Source organism: Amycolatopsis sp. NPDC004378, from assembly GCF_053602455.1.
Window position 1 is genome coordinate 176,673 of sequence record NZ_JBSGDR010000013.1, and the last position, 21,667, is coordinate 198,339.

The window sequence follows — 21,667 nt, forward strand, 5'->3', positions numbered from 1 at the left end:
GTCAGACATCGGAGGTCCACGGTTCATCTCGACAAAACCATGGATCCTATAGGATCGACGGTTGGAGATTCTGGCTGCTGGAGTTCATGGATGTCAACGGCTGAGCCGGACAGAGATCGGACGAATCCGGAAGTGTCGGGGGTGGCGGCTAGGTTCGGGCCATGCTCACCACGCTGGCCGTCGAGAACTACCGTTCGCTGCGGGACCTGGTGCTGCCGCTGTCCGGGCTGACCGTCGTGACCGGGCCGAACGGCAGCGGCAAGTCGAGCCTGTACCGCGCGCTGCGGCTGCTGGCGGACGCGTCCCGCAACGGCGCGGTGGCGGCGTTGGCGCGCGAAGGCGGGCTGCCGTCGACGCTGTGGGCGGGTCCGGAAAACGGCTCCCGACCGGGCGCGCGGGTCCAGGGCACGGTGCGCACCAAGTCGATCGGGCTGCGGCTGGGGTTCGCGGGCGACGAGTTCGGCTACGCGCTCGACCTGGGCCTGCCGGTGCCGGCCGAGACGATGTTCAACCTGGATCCGGAGTTCAAGCGGGAGGCCGTCTGGTCGGGTCCCGTGCTGCGCCCGGCCACCCTGCTGGCCGACCGCGCGGGCCCGTCGGTGCGCACCCGGGTCTCGTCCGGCGCGTGGGACGCCGACCGGTACCGGATCCGCCTGACGGACAGCATGCTGAGCGAGTTCGCGGACCCGCGCGCGTGCCCGGAGCTGCTGGTGGTGCGGGAGCGGATCCGCTCATGGCGCTTCTACGACCACTTCCGCACGGACGCTTCGGCCCCGGCCCGCCGCTCGGCGGTGGGAACCCGCACGTTCGTCCTCTCCCACGACGGCGCGGACCTGGCCTCGGCCCTGCGGACGATCATCGAAGTGGGCCGGGCAGCCGACCTGGAGTCCCTCGTCGACGCGGCGTTCCCGGGCTCCCGGCTCGCGGTGGAGTCCCAGGACGGGGTGCTGTCGGTCCGCTTCCACCAGCACGGGCTCCTGCGCCCCCTGTCGGCGGCGGAACTGTCGGACGGCACGCTGCGGTTCCTGCTGTGGGTAGCGGCATTGCTGACGCCGCGGCCCCCGGAGCTGCTGGTACTGAACGAGCCGGAGACGTCGCTGCACCCCGACCTGCTGCCGGCTCTGGCGGCGTTGATCGCGACGGCGGCCAAGGAGACCCAGGTGGTGGTGGTCTCGCACGCATCGCCCCTGATCCGCGCCCTCACCGACGTCGCGGAGGTGGGGGCGGTGGAGCTGGAGAAGCAGAACGGCGAGACGAAGCTGCTCGGCCAGGGGCGGTTGGACCGGCCTTCGTGGCACTGGCCCCAACGCTGACCGAGGAGCGTCGGCGCGGTCAGCGGCCGCGGGTGCTCTCGCGGATCTCCAGGGCGAACGGCGTCTGGATGTCCTGTGGTGGCAACCCCTTGTCCCCCGTGATGCGGCGGTGCACGAGGTCGATCGCCGCCTCGGCCAAGGCTGTCTTGTCCGGGGCGATCGTCGTCAAAGCCGGCAGTGAGAACGCGCTCTCTTCGTTGTTGTCGAACCCCACGATCGCCACGTCCTCCGGGACGCGCAGGCCCCGCTCGGCGACCGCCCGCAGAGCGCCGATCGCCAGCAGGTCGTTGAAGCAGAACACCGCGTCCGGCGGCGATGGCAGCGCCAGCAACGACCGCATCGCCGCCGCGCCCACCGAGCGGTGCCACTTCTCCGCCGGGGCGACCAGATCGTCCGCATAGGACAGACCCGCGGCCGACAGGCCCGAGCGGTACCCCGCCAGACGCTGGGAAGACGTGCCACGAGCCGGGTTGCGGCCGATGGCCGCGATGCGCGTGCGTCCCAACGATGCCAGGTGGGACACCGCCGTCCGCGCGGCCAGGACGTTGTCGATCGCCACGTGGTCGATGGGCACGTCGACCGCGTGCTCGCCCAGCATCACCAGGGGAATCTCGCCCGGCGACGGGAAGTCCGCCGCCTCCAGGGCTTCCGGGTGCACCAGGGCCCCGTCCACCAGGTGCGGGCCCAGCGACGACAGCGTCGCCCGCTCCCGCGACCGCGTCCCCTGCGTCTGCTCGATCAGGACGCTCCAGCCGCGCTTCTGCGCCGCCGTGATGACCAGCCCCGCCAGCTCGCCGAAGTACGGGATCGACAACTCCGGCACCATCAGGGCCAGGAACCCCGTGCGGCCGCGGCGCAGGTTCCGCGCGCCGACGTTGGGCCGGTAGCCCGTCGCCGCCAGGGCTTCTTCGACGCGCCGGCGGTTTTCCGGCTTGACGAAGGCATAGCCGTTCACCACGTTCGACACCGTCTTCACCGACACTCCGGCGAGCGTGGCGACGTCCTTGAGCGTCACGGTCACGGGCGGCTCCTTCTCAGGTGGTGAGCACGCAGCATAGCGATAATTTGCCGGTTTACAACGTTGTTCCAACGATGTAAAAAGTACAGCAAGGCTCCCGCGGTGACTCCGATCACCCCGGTGAGCGGGCCCCACCGTCGCTGCCCGAGGAGTCACCGTGCCTCTGTCCACCCGCCCCCGCCTGGTCATCGTCACCGCGGCCGCCGCCGCGCTCACGCTCACCTCCTGCACCAGCAGAGAAGAGACCCCGGCCGCCCCCGCCAACGGGAGTGGTCCCGCCGCCTCCGCGCAGTCCGTCGCCCCGAGCGCCGACGGCTGCACGATCGACAAAACCGGTTACCCCAAGGTCGATCTCAAGACCGCGGTGGTCGGTTTCTCACAGTCGGAAAAGGAAGCCAATCCCTTCCGGATCGCCGAGACGCAGTCCATCAAGGACGAAGCCGCCAAGCTCGGCATCGCGAGCGACAAGCTGCTCGTCACCAACGCCCAGAGCGACCTGAACAAGCAGATCAGCGACATCAAGTCGATGCTCGACCGCGGCGCCCAGCTGCTCGTCGTCGCGCCGCTGAACTCCGACGGCCTGCAGCCCGCGCTCGACGCGGCGAAGGCCAAGAAGGTCCCGGTCGTCACCATCGACCGCAAGGTGACGTCGCAGCCGTGCACCGACTACCTGACCTTCATCGGCTCGAACTTCGTCGAGCAGGGCAAGCGCGCCGCGCAGGAGATGGCGCGCGTGACCGGCGGCACCGGCAAGGTCGCGATCCTGCTGGGCTCCTCCGGCAACAACGTGACCACCGACCGCACCAAGGGCTTCAAGGACGAGCTCGCGAAGACGCCCGGGCTGTCCGTGGCCGTCGAGCAGACCGGTGACTTCGACCGGTCCAAGGGCCAGTCCGTGATGGAGCAGCTCATCCAGAGCCACCCGGACATCACCGCCGTCTACGCCGAAAACGACGAAATGGGCGTCGGCGCGGTCAACGCGCTCAAGACGGCGGGCAAGACGCCGGGCAAGGACGTCAAGGTCATCTCGATCGACGGCACCCGCAACGCCGTGCAGCTCATCGCCGACGGCAGCTACAACGCCGTGATCGAGTCGAACCCGCGCTTCGGCCCGCTGGCCTTCCAGACGCTGCAGAAGTTCGAGAGCGGCGAGGCCATCCCGGCGAGCATCGTGATCACCGACGACCAGTACGACGAGACCAACGCGGCCCAGAAGGTCGGGAACGCGTACTGATGACGGCAGCCACCGAAGAGGACGTCGCCATGACGACCGCACCGGTGCTCGAGGTGGCCGGGGTGACCAAGCGGTTCCCCGGCACCCTCGCCCTCGACGACGTCAGCTTCGCGCTGCGCCCCGGCGAGGTGCACGCGCTGGTCGGCGAGAACGGCGCCGGCAAGTCCACGCTGATCAAGGTGCTCACCGGCGTCTACCAGCCCGACGAGGGCGAGGTGCGCCACCTCGGCGAGCCGGTGACGTTCAAGCGCCCGATCGACGCGCAGCGGGCCGGGATCTCCACGATCTACCAGGAGGTCAACCTCGTCCCCCTGATGAGCATCGCGGGCAACGTCTTCCTCGGCCGCGAGCCGCGCACGAAGGCCGGTCTCGTCGACTGGTCGAAGATGTACACCGACGCCCGCGAGCTGCTCAAGGGCTACGGCATCGAAGACGACGTCAAACGCCCGCTGCACACCCTCGGTGTCGGCGCGCAGCAGATGGTCGCGCTCGCCCGCGCGGTCTCGACCGACGCGAAGGTCGTCATCATGGACGAACCGACGTCGTCGCTCGAGCCGCGCGAGGTCGAGACGCTCTTCGAGGTGCTGAACCGCCTGCACGCCGAAGGCATCGCGATCGTCTACGTCAGCCACCGCATGGACGAGCTGTACCGGGTCTGCGACAGCGTCACCGTGCTGCGCGACGGCCGGGTCGTCCACAGTGGACCGCTGGCGCCGCTCCCCCGGATCGAGCTGGTCTCGAAGATGCTAGGCCGGGAGATCCGCCAGATCCGCGAAGAGGGCGTCACGGCGTTCGGCGAAGAGCACGAGGTCGAGCGCGAGCCGCTGCTCAAGGCCGAAGGCCTGTCCGGCATGCGGAAGCTGCACGACGTCTCGGTGAGCATCCGCCCCGGCGAGGTCGTCGGCCTCGCCGGGCTGCTCGGCTCCGGCCGCAGCGAGACGGCGCGCGCCATCGTCGGGGCGTTCCCGCTCGACGGCGGTTCCGTGCTCCTGGCCGGGAAGCCGCTCAAGAAGGGCAGGATCAAGGCCGCCATGCGCGCCGGGATCGCGCTGCTCGCCGAGGACCGCAAGACCGACGGGATCATCCCGAACCTGTCGGTCCGGGAGAACATCGTGCTCGCCGCGCTGCCGTCGCTCTCGCCGTTCGGCCTGGTCAGCAAGGCCAAGCAGGACAAGATCGTCAAGATCTTCATGGAACGCCTGCGGATCAAGGCGTCCAGCCCGGAGCAGAAGGTGTCCGAACTGTCGGGCGGCAACCAGCAGAAGGTGCTGCTCGCGCGCTGGCTGGCCACCGGCCCGAAGATCCTCCTGCTCGACGAACCGACGCGCGGCATCGACGTCGGCGCCAAGGCCGAAGTGCAGGCGCTGATCGACGAGCTCGCGCAGGAGGGGCTCGGCGTGCTGCTCATCTCGTCCGAACTGGAAGAGCTGATCGACGGCTCCGACCGCGTGGTGGTGCTGCGCGACGGCTCCGTCGTCGGCGAGCTGACCGGCGACCGCATCACCGAGGAGAACGTCCTGACCGCGATCGCAGCCGAGGGTGACAACGATGTCTAGCGCCACCCTGACCAGAAGTCCCGACCGCGCGAAAGTCACCGCGTGGCTGCAGAACTACGGCGTCTACCTGGCCGTCGTCGTGCTGCTGCTGTTCAACGTGGTGTTCACCGAGAACTTCCTGTCCGCGGCCAACTTCCGCACCCAGCTGGTGCAGGCCGCGCCGGTCTGCATCGTCGCGCTCGGCATGGCGCTGGTGATCGGCACCGAGGGCATCGACCTGTCGGTCGGCTCGGTGATGTCGATCGCCGCCGCGCTCATCCCGCTCTACCTGGGCGCCGGCCCGCTGACGGCGGTCATCGTCGCGGTCATCGCCGGGGTCGTGTCCGGCCTGTTCAGCGGGTACCTGGTGGCCTACCTGGGCATCCAGCCGATCATCGCGACCCTGGCGTTGCTGGTGGGCGGGCGCGGGCTCGCGCTCGTGATCGCCCACGGCCAGCTCGTCCAGCTGCACAACCGGGACTTCCTGGAACTGGGCACGGGTGACGTCCTCGGCGTGCCGATCATGGTCATCGTCGCGGGCGTGCTCGCGGTGCTGGCCGGCCTGGTCGTCCAGCGCACGACGTTCGGCAGGCACCTGGTCGCGGTCGGCGGCAACCGCGCCGCCAGCACCCTGGCCGGGCTGCCCGTCAAGCGCGTGCTCGTCGGCGTCTACGTCATCTCCGGGGCGCTGGCCGCGGTGGCCGGCGTGCTCGCGACGTCGCGGCTGGGCGCCAGCGACCCCAACGACCTGGGCCTGTTGATGGAGCTGTCCGCGATCACCGCGGTCGTCGTCGGCGGCACGCCGCTGACCGGCGGCCGGGTCCGCGTGCTCGGCACCGTGTTCGGCGCGCTGCTCATGCAGCTCGTGCACGCCACCCTGATCAAGCACAACCTGCCGGACTCGACCGCGCAGATGGTCCAGGCGGCCATCATCGTCGTCGCGGTCTACGTCGCGCGTGAGCGGAGCAGCAAATGACCGCGACCCAGACCCAGGCCCGCAACGCGGCCTTCGCCGGGGTCCTGCAACGCCAGGGCGCGGCCGTCGTCCTCGTGCTCGGCATCGCCGCCGCGTGGTTCGCCTTCCCGCGTTTCGGGTCCGCGGACAACCTGCGCGACCTCGCGCTGCAGAGCTCGTTCCTCGCGGTGATCGCGCTCGGCATGACGTTCGTGATCATCTCCGGCGGCATCGACCTCTCGGTCGGCTCGAACTACGCGCTCGGCGGCGTCCTCGCCGCGTACGGCGCGCAGTACGGCGTGGTCGTCGCGATCCTGCTGCCCCTGGCGGTGTGTTCGCTGATCGGGCTGGTCAACGGCCTGCTCATCGCACGCACCGGGATGGCGCCGTTCATCGTCACCCTGGCGTCGCTGTTGTTCGCCCGCGGGCTCTTGCTGGCGTTGACCTCCGAAGGCGCGACGACGTACAAAGTGGACCCCGGCTCGGCGTTCCTCTGGCTCGGCCAGGGCACGGTCTTCGGCGTCGGCGTGCCCGTGTACCTCACGCTGATCCTGTTCGCGTTCGGCGGGCTGCTCCTGCGCCGGACGCGGTTCGGGCAGTCGGTGTTCGCCATCGGCGGCGCCGAGAACTCCGCGATGCTGATGGGGCTTCCCGTGGCCCGCACCAAGATCAGCCTCTACACCCTCAGCGGTGCGCTGGCCGGGTTCGCCGGCGTGCTCACCGCCGCGTACCTGCAGTCCGGCGTCACGGTCATCGGCGTCGGCACCGAGCTGGACGCGATTTCGGTCGTCGTCATCGGCGGCACGCTGCTCACCGGCGGCGCCGGCACCATCGTCGGCACGCTCGTCGGCGTGCTGCTGCGCACGCTGATCCAGAACGTCATCAACCAGATCGGCACCCTCGACTCCAACTACCAGACGGTGGTGAGCGGGGCCTTCCTGCTCGTCGTCGTGGTGATCCAGCGCCTGCTGGCGCGCTCCCGAACCCGCTGACCCCTGTCCCCTACCAGGAGGTTCAACGATGTTCCGCCCTGCCCGAAAAACCCGGAGATGGCTCACCGCGGCCGCCGCGTTCGCGGTCGCGGTGGCCGGCCTCGGCACCGTCCCGGCGGCCAGTGCCGCCGACGCCCCGCAGTGGCAACGGCTGACGCCGCCGCTGTCCACGCCCTGGACCCAGGACGTCTCCCCCACCAACGCCCTCCCCGACTACCCGCGCCCGCAGCTGACCCGCGACCAGTGGCAGAACCTCAACGGCGTCTGGGAGTTCGCCAAGGCGACCCCGGGTGAGGCCGCCCCGGTCGGCAAGACGCTCGGCGAGCGGATCCTCGTGCCGTACCCGGTCGAGTCGGCGCTGTCCGGGATCATGCGCCACGAGACGAACATGTGGTACCGCCGCACGTTCGAGGTCCCGAAGAACTGGCAGGTCGGCAAGGGCCAGCGGCTCGTGCTGCACTTCCAGGCGGTGGACTACGACGCCACGGTGATCGTCAACGGCAAGACCGTCGGCCGCCACACCGGCGGCTACGACGCCTGGTCGGTCGACGTGACCGACGCGCTGACCACGGCGAAGAGCCAGGAAGTCGTCGTCGGCGTCGCCGACCCGAACGACCAGGGCGGGCAGCCGATCGGCAAGCAGCGCCAGCCCGGCGACGGCATCTTCTACACGCCGACGTCCGGCATCTGGCAGACGGTGTGGATGGAGCCGGTGGCCTCGGCGCACGTCGACCGCCTGGACGTCACGCCCGACGTCGCGTCCGGTTCGGTCACGGTGAACGCCGTGGTCGGCGGGCCGGTGAAGCAGCGCGTCGAGGCCGTCGCCTACGACCACGGCCGCCCGGTCGGCCGCGTGTCCGGCGACGCGAACAAGCCGTTGAAGCTCAAGGTGGACAAGCCGCACCTGTGGTCGCCCGACGACCCGTTCCTCTACGACCTCCGCGTCAAGCTGTCGGGCGGGGACGAGGTCGGCTCGTACTTCGGCATCCGCTCGATCAGCGTCGGCAAGACCGCCGACGGCAAGGAACGGATGCTGCTCAACGGCAAGTTCGTCATGCAGGTCGGCCCGCTCGACCAGGGCTTCTGGCCGGACGGCATCTACACCGCGCCGACCGACGCGGCGCTGAAGTTCGACCTGCAGCAGGAGAAGGCGCTCGGCTTCAACATGGTGCGCAAGCACATCAAGGTCGAGCCGGACCGCTGGTACTACTACGCCGACAAGCTGGGCCTGATGGTCTGGCAGGACATGCCGGCGATGAAGGACGACATCGAGCCGTCCGCGGCGTCGAAGGTCAACTACGAGGCCGAGATGCACCGGATGATCGACCAGCACCGCAGCTTCCCGTCGATCGTCACCTGGGTGCCGTTCAACGAAGGCTGGGGCGACTACGAGGTCGGCCGCATCGCCGACGAGGTCAAGTCGTGGGATCCCTCGCGGCTGGTCAACGCCGAGTCCGGCGTCAACTGCTGTAGGTCCGAACCGGACAGCGGTCGCGGTGACATCTACGACGACCACACCTACACGGGGCCGGGCACGCCGACGCAGACCGGCACGCGCGCAGCCGTCGACGGTGAGTACGGCGGCCTCGGCCTCAAGGTCGACGGCCACCAGTTCGACCCGGCGGGCAGCTTCGCCTACGAGATGGAGCCCGACAGCGCGACGCTGACCCGGCGCTACGGCGAGCTGCAGCAGCGCCTGCTGCTGGTCGCCCAGCGGTGCGGCGTCTCGGCCGGCGTCTACACGCAGACCACCGACGTCGAGAAGGAGGTCAACGGCTTCTTCACCTACGACCGGCAGGTGAAGAAGATGGACTTCGCGGCGGTCCGCGCGGCGAACCTCGCGGTGATCAAGGGCGCCACCGGCGCACCGGTCACGTCCGGACCTCCGGTGCCCCAGGGCACGCCGGGCATCGACGGCATCGCGGCGTACGGCTTCGACGAGAACTCCGGCACCACGGCGAAGGACAGCGTGGGCAGCCACGACGCCACCCTCGTCGGCGGCGCGTCCTGGACCGCGGGCAAGAGCGGTTCGGCGATGGCGGTGAACGGGTCGGGCCAGTACGCCGACACGGGCGCCGCGCTGGTGAACACCGAAGGCAGCTACAGCGCGGCGGCGTGGGTCAAGTTCACCGCCGTGGGTGACGGCTTCCAGACGATCGTCAGCCAGGACGGCGACAGCAACAGCGCGTTCTTCCTGCAGTACTCGGGTCAGGACCACCGCCTGGCGATGAGCTTCGTGGGCACGCGGGCCCTGGCGCCCACGGCTCCGGAAGCGAACCGCTGGTACCACGTCGTGGGCGTCCGCGACGCGGCGGCGGGCACGCTGAAGCTGTACGTGGACGGCCAGCTGGCGGCCACGAAGAGCGTCTGCCTCGGCGACGCCTCGACCGGCCACACGGTGATCGGCCGCGGCAAGTACGGCGGCAACCCGGTGGACTTCCTCAACGGGGCGGTCGACCAGGTGCACGTCTACGACCGGGCACTGTCCGACGCGGACGTGAGCGCGTTGTACACCAGCGGAAAGTAAGCAGTCCCCGATCCGGGGAGGCCGGGTTTCCCGGCCTCCCCGGATCTTCGCCGTCACGGTTGACCTGGAGCGCGCTCCAGCCCCTAGCGTCGTACTCGCCACGACGTACTGGGGAAAGGAACCGCCATGACCGACGAGCGCTTCGAACTCGGCCTGAAGACCCTGACCGCCATCGACGGCGAGAGCGGGCAGCGCGTGCTCGACAACCTCGCCGACGTCTCCCCCGCGCTGGCGGAAGCGGTGGTGTCGTGGGGCTTCGGCGAGATCTACGCGCGGCCGGGCCTGGCCCCGCGCGACCGCCAGCTGGTGACGCTCGGCATGCTGACCGCCCTCGGCGGCTGCGAACCGCAGCTGGAGGTGCACGTCAACGCGTCGCTCAACGTCGGGCTCACGCCCGCGGAGATCGTCGAAGCGCTCCTGCACTCCGCGGTCTACTGTGGATTCCCGAAGGCGCTCAACGCGACCTTCACGGCCAAGAAGGTCTTCGCCGAGAGGGGGCTGCTGCCGGTGACGAGCGCATGAAGGTCGTCCTGTTCGGCGCGACCGGCATGGTCGGCCAGGGCGTGCTGCGGGAATGCCTGCGGGACGAGCGGGTGGAGGCGGTGCTGGCGGTCGGCCGGTCCCCGGTCGGCGTGCGCGACCCGAAGCTGACCGAGCTCGTGTGCGAAGACCTCTTCGCGCTCGAGCCGATCACCGGGTACGACGTCTGCTTCTTCTGCCTCGGCGTGTCCTCCGTGGGCGTCTCGCCGGAAGAGTACGAGCGGATCACCTACCAGCTCACCCTTTCCGTGGCGAGCAAGCTGCCCGAGAACACCACTTTCGGGTACGTCTCGGGCGCGAGCACCGACAGCACCGAACGCGGCCGGGTGCGCTGGGCACGCGTCAAGGGGGCGACGGAGAACGCGCTCGCGAGGCTGCCGCTGCGGACGTTTTCCTTCCGCCCCGGCTACATCCAGCCCCTGCACGGGATCACGTCGAAGACCCCGCTCTACCGGACGCTCTACCGCGTCGCGATGCCGCTGTACCCGGTGCTTCGCCGACTGCTCCCCCGCTACGTGACGACCACCGAGGAAATCGGCCTGACGATGCTGGAAGTCGCCGAAAACGGCTACGAGCGGCCGATCCTCGAGAACACCGACATCGTCACCGCCGCCGCGCGACGAGGCCGGCCAGCAGGTTCGTGAGGCTTTCGGCCAGCCCGGCCGCGAACGACGGCGCCCCGCCCAGCTCGGCCGTGGCCGCCGCGACCACCGCCGTCGGGTTGGCCAGCGGCCACGCCCCCGACACCAGCACCACCACGCCGAGGGCGAAGTGCCGCGCGGCCGCCTCCGACAGCTCGGGCACCCGCGTCCGGACCAGCGCGCCGAGCCGCTCGGTGTTGGCCGCCGCACGGCGCTTGAAGTCGCGGGCGAACTCCAGGGAGATGTTGCGCTCCAGCACCGGCGCCATCGCGCTGATCAGCTCGCACAGCAGCCTCCGCTCGGCCAGTGTCGCCGCGATCGTGCCCGCGACGTGCTCTTCGCCCGCTTCCTCGAACACCAGGTGGTCGAGCCAGTCCGTCCACTCACCGTCCAGGACCTCGAGGAAGACGGCCTCGCGGCTGTCGAAGTAGCGGAGCACGTTGGACTTCGCGAGCCCGACCCGGCAGGCCAGCTCCCGCAGGCTGATGTCGGCGACCGGCCGCTCGGCGAGCAGCTCCCGCGCCGCGGCGAGGATCGCGGTGCGGCGCGCCTCGACCTGCTCCGGCCGCCGGGCACGCTGGAATCCGGCGCTCATGGCGCCGACAGTATCTCCCTCAGCCGCGGCTGGTGGCTTCCCGCCGCGTCTTGACCCGCCGGTAGCTCCAGATCAGCAACGCGAACAGGATCGCCGACGACAGGATCAGGCTCGACCCCGTGCTCCAGCCGCTGAACGGCAGCGACCGCACGGTGCCCCAGACGATCCCCGCCGCCAGCAGCGCCAGCCCGGCCAGCACCGAGCCGGCGATCCGCAACGGCGACGACACGCTGTCCTCGGCCGCCTTCATCGCGCGCTCGCGCACCGGGTCGACGTACCGCTCGAGCGCCGGGAACTCCGACGCGAGCAGCAGCAGCCCGGCGAGCACGAGCAGCAGCCCGGGCCCGGGCAGGACGAGCAGCAGCACGCCCACGACCAGCAGCACCGCGCCCGCCACCGTGATCAGGACGCGCTTCGCCTGTTTGCCGACGCCCACTGCGCCACTCCCCTCGTTTCGCCCGATTCTTCCTGGTTGCGCCGTCGTGTGCCACTCACGAGCACGCTCACCCGCGCCGCGGCGACGCTCGCCCCGGCCAGCGCCACCAGGCCGAGCGAGACCACCAGCCCGGGCCAGACGTAGAGCACCTGGGCGTAGGTCCCCCGCCGCCCGGCGAACACGACGCCCAGCAGCTGCGGCAGGAACGCGAGCGGGACGAGCGGCAGCAGGGGCGGCACCACCCGCCACCACCGGGGCTTCCGCCGGGCCCGCCGGACGCCGAGCACCGCCAGGCCCACGGCGATCAACGCCAACGCGCCGAGCACCCGGTCCGCGACGACCCCGGCGGGCAGCGCGGGCTCCGGCGTCTTCCCCCGCACCAGGCTCGCGAGGTCCCGGGCCAGCAGCTCGGCCTCGTTGTCCAGCGCCATCCCCGTGTTCGCCACCACGGCGACGCCGTACCCGCCGGGCAGCAGGGTCTGTGCGGCGGTGTGGGAAAACCAGTCGCCGGTGTGCGAGATCCGGCCGTCGCGCACGGCCCAGCCGAGTGCGTAGTCGCGACCGGGTGCCGGGGTGTGCGCGAGCGCGGCCGCCGACGGCGAGACCACGCCGCCGCCGTCCCGCTGGGCCACCAGCCACTTCGCCAGGTCCTGCGCGGTCGTGAGCACGCCGTGGCTGCCGCCGGTGAACCAGTCCGGTTCGCGCACCGGCACCACGACGCCGAACGCGCGCACGTGCCCCTCGGTCCCGGGCGGGCTGTCCACGGTGGAGCTGTCCGCCATGCCCAGCGGCCGGAAGACCTGCTCGGTCAGGAAGTCCGCGAACGGCTGCCCGGCCACGACCTCGACGATCCGGGCGGCCACCTCGTAGTTCGGGTTGTGGTAGTGGAACTCCGCGCCCGGCCCGCTCGCCAGCGGCGCGTCCCGCAGCCGCGCCGTCGCCTCCGCGAGCGTGTGCGGCTGCGGCAACGTGAGGTCGGGGAACGCGGAGTCGGCCATCCCGGACGTCTGGTCCAGGAGCATCCGGACGGTGATCCGCGCACCGCGCGGGTCGGCGAGCCGGAACTCCGGCAGGTAGCGCGGCACGGGGTCGTCGAGCCGCACGCGGCCGGCCTCGACGAGCCGCAGCACCGCGAAAGCCGTCATGGACTTGCTCAGCGACGCGATCGGCAGCCGTGTCGACGCGGTGATCGGCGTGCCGGCGGCGTCGTGGCCGTAGCCCGCGACGCGCACGACGTCGCCGTTGTGCGTGACGGCGACCGCGGCGCCGGGCAGACCGGTGTGGTCGAGGTAGGCGCGGACGTAGGCGTCGATGTTCCCGCCTTGAGCCGCGGCGGCAGGCGTCGCGGTGCTGAGCAGGAGCACCGCGAGCACGAGGAAAAGCCTGGTCATGCGGTCAACGTAGGGTTCGCGCGACGTCGTCGGCCGCTGCCGGACGACGTCGATCACCCCCGACTTTCGGCAGGGCTTGACAGCGGACCTATAGTCAACAGATCAGTTGATAAACAGACTGGTTGATAAAGATGACGGTTGACGAGGAGGCGCTGGACCGGGCGTTCACCGCACTCGGCGACCCGGTGCGCCGGGCGCTGGTCGCCCGGCTGTCCCGCGGCGAGGCGACGGTCAACGAACTGGCCGAGCCCTTCGCGATCACGAAGCAGGCCATCTCCCGGCACATCCAGGTCCTGGAGCAGGCCGGACTGATCACGCGCAGCCGCGACGGCCAGCGCCGGCCGTGCCACCTCGTGCCGTCCGCCCTCGAGGCCCTCACCGGCTGGATCGACACCTACCGGCTGGCCACCGAACGCACCTACCGGCGGCTCGACGCCGTCCTCGACACCCTGGAGGAAACGCCATGAGCACCACGATCACCGCCCAGCCCGGAACGCCGTTCATCGACGTCACCCGCGAATTCGCGGCCCCGCCGTCGGCGGTCCTGCGCGCCCACACCGACCCGGAGCTGGTCGTGCGCTGGCTGGGCCCGCACGGCATGGAGATGGAGCTCGTCGACTTCGACGCCCGCTCCGGCGGCGCGTACGACTACATCCACCGAGACGACCGCGGCGAGTACCGCTTCCGCGGCGTCTACCACACGGTGAGCGAAGACCGGATCATCCAGACGTTCGAGTACCTGGGCGCCCCGGGCGAAGTCACCCTCGACGCGATGACCCTGACCGACCTCGGCGGCCGGACCCGCATGGTGACGCACTCGGTGTTCCCGTCGGTGGCGGCGCGCGACGCGGCGCTGGAGAGCGGGATGAGCCGAGGCATCACGGAGTCCTTCGAGCGCCTCGACAAGGTGCTGGAATGACCGTCGTCGCCAGTTTCTGCATGTCCCTGGACGGTTTCGTCGCCCGCCCCGACGACTCGGTCGGGCCGCTGTTCGACTGGTACACCGCGGGCGACGTCGAGGTGCCGATGGTCGGGTATCCGATGACGTTCCGGGTGTCGCCCGCGAGCGCGTCGTACTTGCGGGACCAGATGGACTTCGCCCGGCACAGCGCCTTCGTCTGCGGGCGGCGGGTTTTCGACCACACGCGCGGGTGGGGTGGGCGGCCTCCCGGTGGGGGTGCTGCTTTCGTTGTCACGCATCGGGATCCGCCCTCCGACTGGCCTTCTTCCTCCTTGGCTCCCTTCACCTTCGTATCGGACGTTGCTCGTGCGGTCTCGTTGGCCCGGGAGGCCGGGGATGGGAACGTTGGCGTCTCCGGGCCTTGTATTGCCCGGCAGTGCCTTCGGCTCGGGCTGCTCGATGAGGTTCGGGTTGATCTTGTTCCCGTTTTTCTCGGTTCCGGTGTTCGGTACTTCAGTGACCTTGGGGACTCTGCGGCTGTGCTCGAACGGGTTCAGGTTGTCGAGGGTGATGGGGTTACTCACCTTCGTTATCGGGTTCGTTATCCCGGCTTTTAAAGATGCGGCTTCGCCGTGGCGTGGGAAATCGGCGCTTCGTGTTCTTGCTTCTTGCGGTGCTCGTCTGCGCCGATTCCCCACGCAGCGAGCATCGTCACCTCATCGAGTGATGAACATGTGTTCTGGGGCCGGTAATCTTGTTGTGTGGACGACAGAGCGGTGTGGCAAGCGGACGCGGCGGCCCTGGCCGATCGCATCTGCAGCCTGCTCACCGTCGTGCGGACCGCCGAAGCCGAAATCGGGTCGCTGCTGGTCGAAATCGAATCCCGCGGCGTTCTCGACCTCTTCGGCTACCGCTCCGTCCCTCGCCTCTTGGAACACCTGGCCGACATTCCGAAATCCGCCGCCGAGGCCGTGGTGAAGCGTGCCCGGGCGTTGAATCCCGGCCGCGCCCTCGACGGCACCCCCACCCCGGCGTTGGCTCCCGCGACGGCTGCCGCCGCGGGCTCGCTGAGCAACCCGATGATCGACACGATCGTCACCACCCTGCAGCAGATCACCCCCGAACACCGCGAGGACGCCGAGCAACACCTGCTCGCCCTCGCCACCGAAGCGGGCTACCAGCAAGTCGCCGTGCTCGGCACCCGGATCCTGGCCCACCTCGACCCCGACGGCACCGCACCCGACGAGACCGAACCCGCCACCCCCACCCGGGAACTGTCACTGCGGCGGAAAAGATCCGGGGTGTGGGAGCTGAACGGCCGCTTCGACGACGAAACCGGCTCCCGCGCCAACGCCCTGCTCGACTCCCTCGCCCAGCGCCGCGGCACCGACGACCACCGGTCCCCGCAGGAACGCTACGGCGACGCCTTCTCCGACGCCATCGACCTCGCCCTCACCACCCCCGACCTCCCGACCCAGGCAGGCGAACGCGCCCACGTCACCGTCGCCATCTCCCTCGACGACCTGAAAACCGGAATCGGCCGCGCCATCCTGGGCGACACCGGCACCATGTCCGCCGCCGAGGCCCGCCTCCACGCCTGCGACTGCACCCTCATCCCCGCCGTCCTCGGCAGCAAAAGCGAACCCCTCGACCTGGGCCGCCGACGCCGCCTGATCCCCAACGGCATCCGCCACGCCCTGTTCCTGCGCGACCGCGGCTGCGCCTTCCCCGGCTGCCACCGCCCACCACGGCACTGCCAGGGTCACCACATCCGCCACTGGGCCGACGGCGGCCCCACCAACCTCGCCAACCTGGTCTTGATGTGCGCCCACCACCACCGGCTCCTGCACCGCTCCGGCTGGGAAGTCCGCATCGCCCCCGACGGCCTCCCCGAATTCCTCCCACCAACCTTCCTGGACAAACGCCGAAAACCCAGGCGCAACAACCTCCACCAACCACTCCCCTTCGCAGCCTGACAACCACAAACGGGAAAGGCCCGCAGCCACCGGCTACGGGCCTACTCCCACGCCCAGCCACGAACCACCCGCCGACTGGCCCCACTCACGACTCCCACCGCAGCCCTTCGCTCGCCGCAACTGATCACCCGCCCCCGGCGGTGCCCACCCAGCCGAACCAAGCCGCGCCCGGTCCCGAGCTTCCGCCCACCCAGCCCGAGCGAAGCCACCCACCCCGGCGGTGCCCACCGAAACGAGAAGGGGCCCGGCAGCCAAAGCCACCGGACCCAAACCCGCCAAACCCCTACTCACCGGCCCCGGCCAGCAACTGATCAAACGGCACGAAATCCGGCTCAGCAGCCAAAGCAGGCCGCCCACCAACAGCAGCTGCCAGCTCCGCGCCTGCCTTCTCGATCCGCCGCTGCAACGCCCCTCCCCAGTCGGACGACGCCGCATACACCCCCGTCGCCACCGGATCCGCCTTCAGATACCCGAACAACGGCCGCAGCTGGTAGTCCAGCACCAGCGAATGCCGCTCAGTCCCGCCAGTAGCGCCGAGCAGCACCGGCTTGCCCACCAGCGAATCCGAGTCCAGCACGTCGAAGAACGACTTGAACAAACCGCTGTACCCGGCCGTGAACACCGGGGTCACCACGATCAGCGCGTCCGCGCCGGTCACCGTCGAAATCGCCGACCGCAAAGCCGGGCTCGGGAAACCCGTCAGCAGGTTCTTCGTCACGTCCAGGGCGATGTCGCGCAGCTCCACCACCTCCACCGAGACCGAGCCCGGGGACCCGGCCGCGGCGACCGTCGCCGCGGCCAAGCGGTCCGCCAGCAGGCGGGTCGACGAAGGCACCGACAGGCCGGCCGTCACCACCGCGAGCTTCATGCCGACACCTCCGACAAAGACAGAGCCTGGGACTCGACCAGCGAAGCGTGCGTAGGCGCTTCAGGGACGTGAGCCGGCCGCTTGGCGTCCAGTTCCTTCCGCAGCACCGGGATCACCTCCGAGCCCAGCAGGTCGAGCTGTTCCAGCACCGTCTTCAGCGGCAGGCCCGCGTGGTCCATCAGGAACAGCTGGCGCTGGTAGTCGCCGAAGTGCTCCCGGAACGTCAGCGTCTTGTCGATGACCTCCTGCGGGCTGCCCACCGTCAGCGGTGTCTGGTCGGTGAACTCCTCCAGCGACGGGCCGTGGCCGTACACCGGGGCGTTGTCGAAGTACGGGCGGAACTCCTTCCGCGCGTCCTGCGACTTCGGGCGGATGAACGCCTGACCGCCCAGGCCGACGATCGCCTGGTCCGCCGAACCGTGGCCGTAGTGCTCGTAGCGCTGGCGGTAGAAGCCGATCAGCTGCTGGAAGTGGGACGTCGGCCAGAAGATGTGGTTGGCGAAGAAGCCGTCACCGTAGAACGCCGCCTGCTCGGCGATCTCCGGGCTGCGGATCGACCCGTGCCAGACGAACGGCGGGACCCCGTCCAGCGGCCGCGGCGTCGCCGTGAAGCCCTGCAGCGGCGTGCGGAACTTGCCCTCCCAGTCGACCACGTCCTCGCGCCACAGCCGGCGCAGCAGCGCGTACTTCTCGATCGCCAGCGGAATGCCCTGGCGGATGTCCTCGCCGAACCACGGGTACACCGGGCCCGTGTTGCCGCGGCCCATCATGAGGTCGACGCGGCCGTCGGCCAGGTGCTGCAGCATCGCGAAGTCCTCGGCGATCTTCACCGGGTCGTTCGTCGTGATCAGCGTGGTCGACGTCGACAGGATGATCTTGGACGTCTGCGCCGCGATGTACCCCAGCATCGTCGTGGGCGACGACGGCACGAACGGCGGGTTGTGGTGCTCGCCCGTCGCGAAGACGTCGAGACCCACCTCTTCCGCCTTCAGCGCGATGCGGACCATCGCCTTGATGCGCTCGTGCTCACTGGGCGTGGTGCCGTTCGTGGGATCGGTCGTGACGTCGCCCACCGTGAAGATTCCGAACTGCATGACCTGCTCCCTTCGCGACCCCCATCTTACATGCGCGTTCAACTACTTCCAAGCAAGAGATATTCCGGCCGACAAAGCCGTAGGGGGCACCAAGTAAGGTCAGGGGCATGGACGCGGAGCTCGCTCGGCTGGGTCTGGCAGAACGTTCGGTACGACTCCTCACGGGCCGCGACATCTGGGCCTCGATCACCCCCCTGCTCGCCCCGCGCAGGAACCTGGTGGCCGCCTTCGGTCACGTGGGTCCCGGCGCGGCGGCGTTGTTGCCCTTGCAACCGGGCGACACGCTGATCACGGACGCGAGCCTCGACACGGTGCTGGCCGGCACCACTAGCCCGCACGCCCTGCTGCACTGGGTGAAGGCGGGGGTGATCGTGCACTCGCTGCGCGGGCTCAACGCGAAGCTGGTGATCGCCGAGGACGACCCGTCGTTCGTGGTCGCCGGCTCGGCCGACGTCACCGCCGCGGGCCCCCGCCAGCTGTTCGAAGCCGTGACGGTCACCACCGAGCGGCACACCGTCGAGGAGGCCCAGGAGGCCTGGCTCGAGTGGTGCGACCTCGCGGGCCCCGCGCTCACGGCGGGCGACCTGGAGCCGCTCCTGGAGCAGTACGGCGCCGGCAAACCGGTCACCACGCCGCGCCCCGCCACCCCGGCCCGCGCCGCGACACCGCCGGCCCGCCCGGTCGTCACGACCCGGCCCGCGACCCCGGTTCGGCCCGCGACCCCACCGCCCCCACCGTCCCCGGTCCGGCCCGCGGCCCCGGCACCGTCGCCGGTCCGCCCGGCTCAGCCCGTGGCGCCGGAGCCGCCCGCCGCCGAGGAGCGCCCGGCGGTGACCGAGCCCCCGGCCACCGAGACCACGGCTCCCGCCGCCGAGACCCCCGCGGTCACGGAACCGGTTGCGGCAGCAGCCGAGCCGGAAGCCACCGAGGCCCCTGACGTCCCCCGCCCGAACTGGCCGCGCCCGGCCGAGCTGTACCTCGTCAGCCTCGTCGAAGGCGGCGAGCCGTCGGCCGAAGCCGAGTACCGGCTCGAGGAGCTGGCCCGCGAGCACACGCACCCCGGTGAGAACGGCGAAGCACCCTTCCGGGTGGAGCTGTTCTGGGCCGACGACGGCCAGGGCCAGGACCCGCCGCGCACGCTCCGCCCGGGCGTGCACGTGATCCGCGTCTACAGCCAGAAGCAGGGCCGCGCCCTGGTCGGGTCGCAGATCGAGGCCCCCGGGCTCGTCCTGCACGCGTACACCGACGAGTTCGCCTACCCCCGCCGCACGTACTGCTACCTCCTGACGCGGGAGACGGCCGCGAAGCCGGTGTTCGGCGACCTCCGCAAGGGGCTCGCCGCGATCGGCGAGAAGCCGAACTTCCGGAACAGCTTCCAGGTCCCGCGGAAGATCGAAGCCCTGCTGGGCCTGTGGCCCGACCTGGGCTACGACCCCAAGTAGGGGGCGCTTTCCGCCACACCGGGGGCGGAGCGCGCGGAACTTGTCGGGGTGGGCGGATATCCTGCAGTACGGTGCAGGCCGAGTCCGCACCACCACCAGCACTTTCGCGAGCCACGATCCGGGAGAACGACCCTGTGACTGCCGAGACCTTGTACGGGGCCGACGACCTGACGCATCTCGAGGGTCTCGAGGCCGTCCGCAAACGCCCCGGGATGTACATCGGCTCCACCGACAGCCGCGGCATCAACCACCTCTTCTCCGAGGTGGTGGACAACTCGACGGACGAGGGTGTCGCCGGCCACGCGACGAAGGTCGTCGTCACGCTCCACGCCGACGGCAGCGTCCAGGTGGACGACGACGGCCGCGGCATCCCCACCGGCACCCACGCCAAGTCCGGTTTGTCCGGCGTCGAGCTGGTCCTGACCCGCCTGCACGCCGGCGGCAAGTTCGGCGGCTCCGGCTACAAGACCTCCGGCGGCCTCCACGGCGTCGGCGCTTCGGCCGTCAACGCGCTGTCGCACCGCTTCGACGTCACGGTGAAGCAGGACGGCAAGGTCCACCAGATGTCGTTCAAGCACGGCGTCCCCGGCACCTTCGACGCGCCCGGCCCGAAGGCGAAGTTCACCCGCCGGTCCGGGTTGAACCTCGTCGGCAAGATGAAGCGCGGCGAGCGGTCCGGCACGTCGATCCGCTACTGGTACGACTCGCGCTACTTCGAGACCGGCGCGGTGCTGGACGTCGAGGGCGTGCGGGCCAAGCTGCGCAACACCGCGTTCCTCGTCCCGGGCGTCACGTACGTGCTGCGCACCGCGATCGAAGACACCATCAACGAAGAGACCTTCCACTTCCCGCGCGGCCTCGTCGACATGGTCGACTTCCTGACCCCGTCGGGGGAAAAGCCGGTCTGCGGCACGCTGCTGATCACCGGCGAAGGCACGTACAAGGAGAACGCGGCGGACGCCAACGGCGTCATGCAGTCCAATGTGGAGCGTCGCGCCGAGGTCGAGGTGGCGCTGCGCTGGGGCACCGGCTACGAGCGCACGGTCGAGTGCTTCACCAACACGATCCGCAACCTGCACGGCGGCACGCACCGCCGCGGGTTCGACCGCGCGCTGACGAAGTCGCTGCAGGAGGCCATCTCCAAGACCCGCGGGCTGCTCAAGCCCAAGGAGGACATGCCGACGACCGAGGACGTGCTCGAGGGCATGACGGCCGTCGTGCACGTCCGGCTGCCGGAGCCGCAGTTCACGTCGCAGACGAAGGACGAGCTGTCCACGGCCGGCATCACCCGGGTCATCCAGGGCATCGTCGACAAGCACGTCAAGGCCTGGACCGAGGACCGCAAGACGAAGTCCGAGGCCAAGGTCGTGCTGCAGAAGGTGGTCGACGCCGCGCGCGTGCGGCTCACCCAGAAGCAGCAGAAGGACGCGGCCCGGCGCAAGACCGCCCTCGAAGGCGCGGCGATGCCGCCGAAGCTGGTCGACTGCCGCACCACCGGCGTCTCGCGCAGCGAACTGTTCCTGGTCGAGGGTGACAGCGCGCTGGGTTCGGCGCGGATGGCGCGCGTGTCGGAGTACCAGGCGCTGCTGCCGCTGCGGGGCAAGATCCTGAACGTCCAGAAGGCGTCGCTCGGCGACACGCTGAAGAACGCCGAGATCGCGTCGATCGTGCAGGTCCTGGGCGCCGGCACCGGCCGGACGTTCGACCTGACGACCATGCGCTACGGCCGCGTGATCCTGATGGCGGACGCGGACGTCGACGGCTCGCACATCCGGACCCTGCTGATCACGCTGTTCGCGAAGTACATGCGCCCGGTGATCGAGGACGGCCGGCTGTACGCGGCGATGCCGCCGCTGCACAAGCTCGTCACGAAGGGCCGCAACCCGGAGACGCACTTCACGTACACGCAGCAGGAGATGGAGACGAAGTTCGCCGAGCTGGAGCGGGCGGGCAAGAACATCGTCACCCCGGTGCCGCGGTTCAAGGGTCTCGGCGAGATGGACGCCGACGAGCTGTGGGAGACCACGATGAACCCGGCCACCCGCTCGGTCCGCCGGATCACCATGGACGACGTCGAAGCCGCCGAAGGCGCGCTGGAACTGCTGATGGGCGAGAAGGTCGAGCCCCGGCGGAACTGGCTGGTCGCCTCTTCGGACCGGATCGACCGCGAAGCCATCGACGCTTAAATTTCGCAGCTACCAAGGAGTTC

20 protein-coding genes are annotated in these 21,667 nt (G+C 70.1%); 14 read left to right on the plus strand and 6 right to left on the minus strand.

Features of this window, described 5'->3' with window-relative positions; genetic code table 11:
* Window positions 1-161: 161 nt before the first annotated feature.
* A complete protein-coding gene (locus tag ACWEN0_RS32045; RefSeq protein ID WP_451982008.1) occupies window positions 162-1,313 on the plus strand; it encodes an AAA family ATPase in 1,152 nt (383 codons plus the stop codon).
* A gap of 19 nt (window positions 1,314-1,332) precedes the next feature.
* Here the strand turns inward: ACWEN0_RS32045 and ACWEN0_RS32050 are convergent, their stop codons facing one another.
* Complete coding sequence (locus tag ACWEN0_RS32050) at window positions 1,333-2,334, minus strand: LacI family DNA-binding transcriptional regulator (protein ID WP_451982011.1); 1,002 nt, start codon at window positions 2,332-2,334, stop codon at window positions 1,333-1,335.
* A 154-nt stretch (window positions 2,335-2,488) separates the two neighbouring features.
* On the opposite strand from ACWEN0_RS32050, the gene ACWEN0_RS32055 reads away from it, so the two are divergent.
* The 7 genes from ACWEN0_RS32055 (at window position 2,489) to ACWEN0_RS32085 (ending at window position 10,758) form a co-directional block, all read left to right on the plus strand.
* Window positions 2,489-3,565 (plus strand): ABC transporter substrate-binding protein, encoded by a 1,077-nt coding sequence (locus ACWEN0_RS32055; protein ID WP_451982014.1) that lies wholly within the window; start codon window positions 2,489-2,491, stop codon window positions 3,563-3,565.
* Window positions 3,565-5,121 (plus strand): sugar ABC transporter ATP-binding protein, encoded by a 1,557-nt coding sequence (locus ACWEN0_RS32060; protein ID WP_451982016.1) that lies wholly within the window; start codon window positions 3,565-3,567, stop codon window positions 5,119-5,121. Before ACWEN0_RS32055 ends, ACWEN0_RS32060 begins: the two co-directional genes overlap by 1 nt.
* Window positions 5,114-6,076, plus strand: a complete 963-nt coding sequence (locus ACWEN0_RS32065; protein ID WP_451982019.1) for an ABC transporter permease — start codon at window positions 5,114-5,116, stop codon at window positions 6,074-6,076. The genes ACWEN0_RS32060 and ACWEN0_RS32065 overlap by 8 nt, the downstream gene beginning before the upstream one ends.
* Entirely contained in the window at window positions 6,073-7,047 is a 975-nt protein-coding gene (locus ACWEN0_RS32070) for an ABC transporter permease (RefSeq protein ID WP_451982023.1), read from the plus strand. The genes ACWEN0_RS32065 and ACWEN0_RS32070 overlap by 4 nt, the downstream gene beginning before the upstream one ends.
* Before the next feature lie 28 nt (window positions 7,048-7,075).
* Entirely contained in the window at window positions 7,076-9,574 is a 2,499-nt protein-coding gene (locus ACWEN0_RS32075; protein WP_451982026.1) for a LamG-like jellyroll fold domain-containing protein, read from the plus strand.
* A gap of 126 nt (window positions 9,575-9,700) precedes the next feature.
* Window positions 9,701-10,096: a carboxymuconolactone decarboxylase family protein gene (locus ACWEN0_RS32080; protein ID WP_451982029.1), complete on the plus strand. Its 396-nt coding sequence runs from the start codon at window positions 9,701-9,703 to the stop codon at window positions 10,094-10,096.
* Window positions 10,093-10,758 carry an epimerase gene (locus ACWEN0_RS32085; RefSeq protein ID WP_451982032.1) on the plus strand — a complete coding sequence of 222 codons (666 nt, stop codon included), beginning with the start codon at window positions 10,093-10,095 and terminating at the stop codon, window positions 10,756-10,758. Before ACWEN0_RS32080 ends, ACWEN0_RS32085 begins: the two co-directional genes overlap by 4 nt.
* On the opposite strand, the gene ACWEN0_RS32090 is transcribed toward ACWEN0_RS32085, so the two are convergent.
* The 3 genes from ACWEN0_RS32090 to ACWEN0_RS32100 are packed head-to-tail and all read right to left on the minus strand — an operon-like array spanning window position 10,718 to window position 13,177.
* A complete protein-coding gene (locus tag ACWEN0_RS32090; protein WP_451982035.1) occupies window positions 10,718-11,350 on the minus strand; it encodes a TetR family transcriptional regulator in 633 nt (210 codons plus the stop codon). The two genes, ACWEN0_RS32085 and ACWEN0_RS32090, sit on opposite strands and share 41 nt — an antisense overlap.
* A gap of 19 nt (window positions 11,351-11,369) precedes the next feature.
* Entirely contained in the window at window positions 11,370-11,786 is a 417-nt protein-coding gene (locus ACWEN0_RS32095; protein WP_451982038.1) for a PGPGW domain-containing protein, read from the minus strand.
* Window positions 11,753-13,177: a serine hydrolase domain-containing protein gene (locus ACWEN0_RS32100; protein WP_451982041.1), complete on the minus strand. Its 1,425-nt coding sequence runs from the start codon at window positions 13,175-13,177 to the stop codon at window positions 11,753-11,755. The genes ACWEN0_RS32095 and ACWEN0_RS32100 overlap by 34 nt, the downstream gene beginning before the upstream one ends.
* 131 nt (window positions 13,178-13,308) lie before the next feature.
* Here ACWEN0_RS32100 and ACWEN0_RS32105 point away from each other — a divergent pair, with 131 nt between their 5' ends.
* From ACWEN0_RS32105 to ACWEN0_RS32120, 4 genes are all read left to right on the plus strand, one after another.
* Window positions 13,309-13,644 carry an ArsR/SmtB family transcription factor gene (locus tag ACWEN0_RS32105; RefSeq protein ID WP_451982044.1) on the plus strand — a complete coding sequence of 112 codons (336 nt, stop codon included), beginning with the start codon at window positions 13,309-13,311 and terminating at the stop codon, window positions 13,642-13,644.
* Window positions 13,641-14,096, plus strand: coding sequence for an SRPBCC family protein (locus ACWEN0_RS32110; RefSeq protein WP_451982047.1), 456 nt, complete (start codon window positions 13,641-13,643; stop codon window positions 14,094-14,096). The genes ACWEN0_RS32105 and ACWEN0_RS32110 overlap by 4 nt, the downstream gene beginning before the upstream one ends.
* Window positions 14,093-14,695: a dihydrofolate reductase family protein gene (locus tag ACWEN0_RS32115; RefSeq protein ID WP_451982050.1), complete on the plus strand. Its 603-nt coding sequence runs from the start codon at window positions 14,093-14,095 to the stop codon at window positions 14,693-14,695. The genes ACWEN0_RS32110 and ACWEN0_RS32115 overlap by 4 nt, the downstream gene beginning before the upstream one ends.
* A 144-nt stretch (window positions 14,696-14,839) precedes the next feature.
* Window positions 14,840-16,054, plus strand: coding sequence for a DUF222 domain-containing protein (locus ACWEN0_RS32120; RefSeq protein WP_451982053.1), 1,215 nt, complete (start codon window positions 14,840-14,842; stop codon window positions 16,052-16,054).
* A gap of 283 nt (window positions 16,055-16,337) precedes the next feature.
* Here ACWEN0_RS32120 and ACWEN0_RS32125 read toward each other — a convergent pair whose 3' ends face one another.
* Both ACWEN0_RS32125 and ACWEN0_RS32130 read right to left on the minus strand, forming a co-directional pair.
* Window positions 16,338-16,922, minus strand: a complete 585-nt coding sequence (locus ACWEN0_RS32125; RefSeq protein ID WP_451982056.1) for an FMN reductase — start codon at window positions 16,920-16,922, stop codon at window positions 16,338-16,340.
* The gene (locus ACWEN0_RS32130; RefSeq protein ID WP_451982059.1) at window positions 16,919-18,016 is read right to left on the minus strand and encodes an LLM class flavin-dependent oxidoreductase; all 1,098 of its coding nucleotides are present in this window, start codon (window positions 18,014-18,016) and stop codon (window positions 16,919-16,921) included. Before ACWEN0_RS32130 ends, ACWEN0_RS32125 begins: the two co-directional genes overlap by 4 nt.
* A gap of 107 nt (window positions 18,017-18,123) precedes the next feature.
* Here ACWEN0_RS32130 and ACWEN0_RS32135 point away from each other — a divergent pair, with 107 nt between their 5' ends.
* The gene (locus ACWEN0_RS32135; protein ID WP_451982062.1) at window positions 18,124-19,458 is read left to right on the plus strand and encodes a hypothetical protein; all 1,335 of its coding nucleotides are present in this window, start codon (window positions 18,124-18,126) and stop codon (window positions 19,456-19,458) included.
* A gap of 134 nt (window positions 19,459-19,592) precedes the next feature.
* Window positions 19,593-21,644 carry a DNA gyrase/topoisomerase IV subunit B gene (locus ACWEN0_RS32140; protein ID WP_451982065.1) on the plus strand — a complete coding sequence of 684 codons (2,052 nt, stop codon included), beginning with the start codon at window positions 19,593-19,595 and terminating at the stop codon, window positions 21,642-21,644.
* Window positions 21,645-21,667: the final 23 nt, after the last annotated feature.

What these genes read in the sequence shown, in the direction of transcription:
- ACWEN0_RS32085 (WP_451982032.1), top strand. Translation starts at nt 10,093, where the DNA reads ATGAAGGTCGTCCTGTTCGGCGCGACCGGCATGGTCGGCCAGGGCGTG.
- ACWEN0_RS32110 (WP_451982047.1), top strand. Translation starts at nt 13,641, where the DNA reads ATGAGCACCACGATCACCGCCCAGCCCGGAACGCCGTTCATCGACGTC.
- ACWEN0_RS32080 (WP_451982029.1), top strand. Translation starts at nt 9,701, where the DNA reads ATGACCGACGAGCGCTTCGAACTCGGCCTGAAGACCCTGACCGCCATC.
- ACWEN0_RS32115 (WP_451982050.1), top strand. Translation starts at nt 14,093, where the DNA reads ATGACCGTCGTCGCCAGTTTCTGCATGTCCCTGGACGGTTTCGTCGCC.
- ACWEN0_RS32135 (WP_451982062.1), top strand. Translation starts at nt 18,124, where the DNA reads ATGGACGCGGAGCTCGCTCGGCTGGGTCTGGCAGAACGTTCGGTACGA.
- ACWEN0_RS32060 (WP_451982016.1), top strand. Translation starts at nt 3,565, where the DNA reads ATGACGGCAGCCACCGAAGAGGACGTCGCCATGACGACCGCACCGGTG.
- ACWEN0_RS32125 (WP_451982056.1), bottom strand. Translation starts at nt 16,922, where the DNA reads ATGAAGCTCGCGGTGGTGACGGCCGGCCTGTCGGTGCCTTCGTCGACC.
- ACWEN0_RS32070 (WP_451982023.1), top strand. Translation starts at nt 6,073, where the DNA reads ATGACCGCGACCCAGACCCAGGCCCGCAACGCGGCCTTCGCCGGGGTC.
- ACWEN0_RS32105 (WP_451982044.1), top strand. Translation starts at nt 13,309, where the DNA reads ATGACGGTTGACGAGGAGGCGCTGGACCGGGCGTTCACCGCACTCGGC.
- ACWEN0_RS32045 (WP_451982008.1), top strand. Translation starts at nt 162, where the DNA reads ATGCTCACCACGCTGGCCGTCGAGAACTACCGTTCGCTGCGGGACCTG.
- ACWEN0_RS32075 (WP_451982026.1), top strand. Translation starts at nt 7,076, where the DNA reads ATGTTCCGCCCTGCCCGAAAAACCCGGAGATGGCTCACCGCGGCCGCC.
- ACWEN0_RS32090 (WP_451982035.1), bottom strand. Translation starts at nt 11,350, where the DNA reads ATGAGCGCCGGATTCCAGCGTGCCCGGCGGCCGGAGCAGGTCGAGGCG.
- ACWEN0_RS32130 (WP_451982059.1), bottom strand. Translation starts at nt 18,016, where the DNA reads ATGCAGTTCGGAATCTTCACGGTGGGCGACGTCACGACCGATCCCACG.
- ACWEN0_RS32065 (WP_451982019.1), top strand. Translation starts at nt 5,114, where the DNA reads ATGTCTAGCGCCACCCTGACCAGAAGTCCCGACCGCGCGAAAGTCACC.
- ACWEN0_RS32100 (WP_451982041.1), bottom strand. Translation starts at nt 13,177, where the DNA reads ATGACCAGGCTTTTCCTCGTGCTCGCGGTGCTCCTGCTCAGCACCGCG.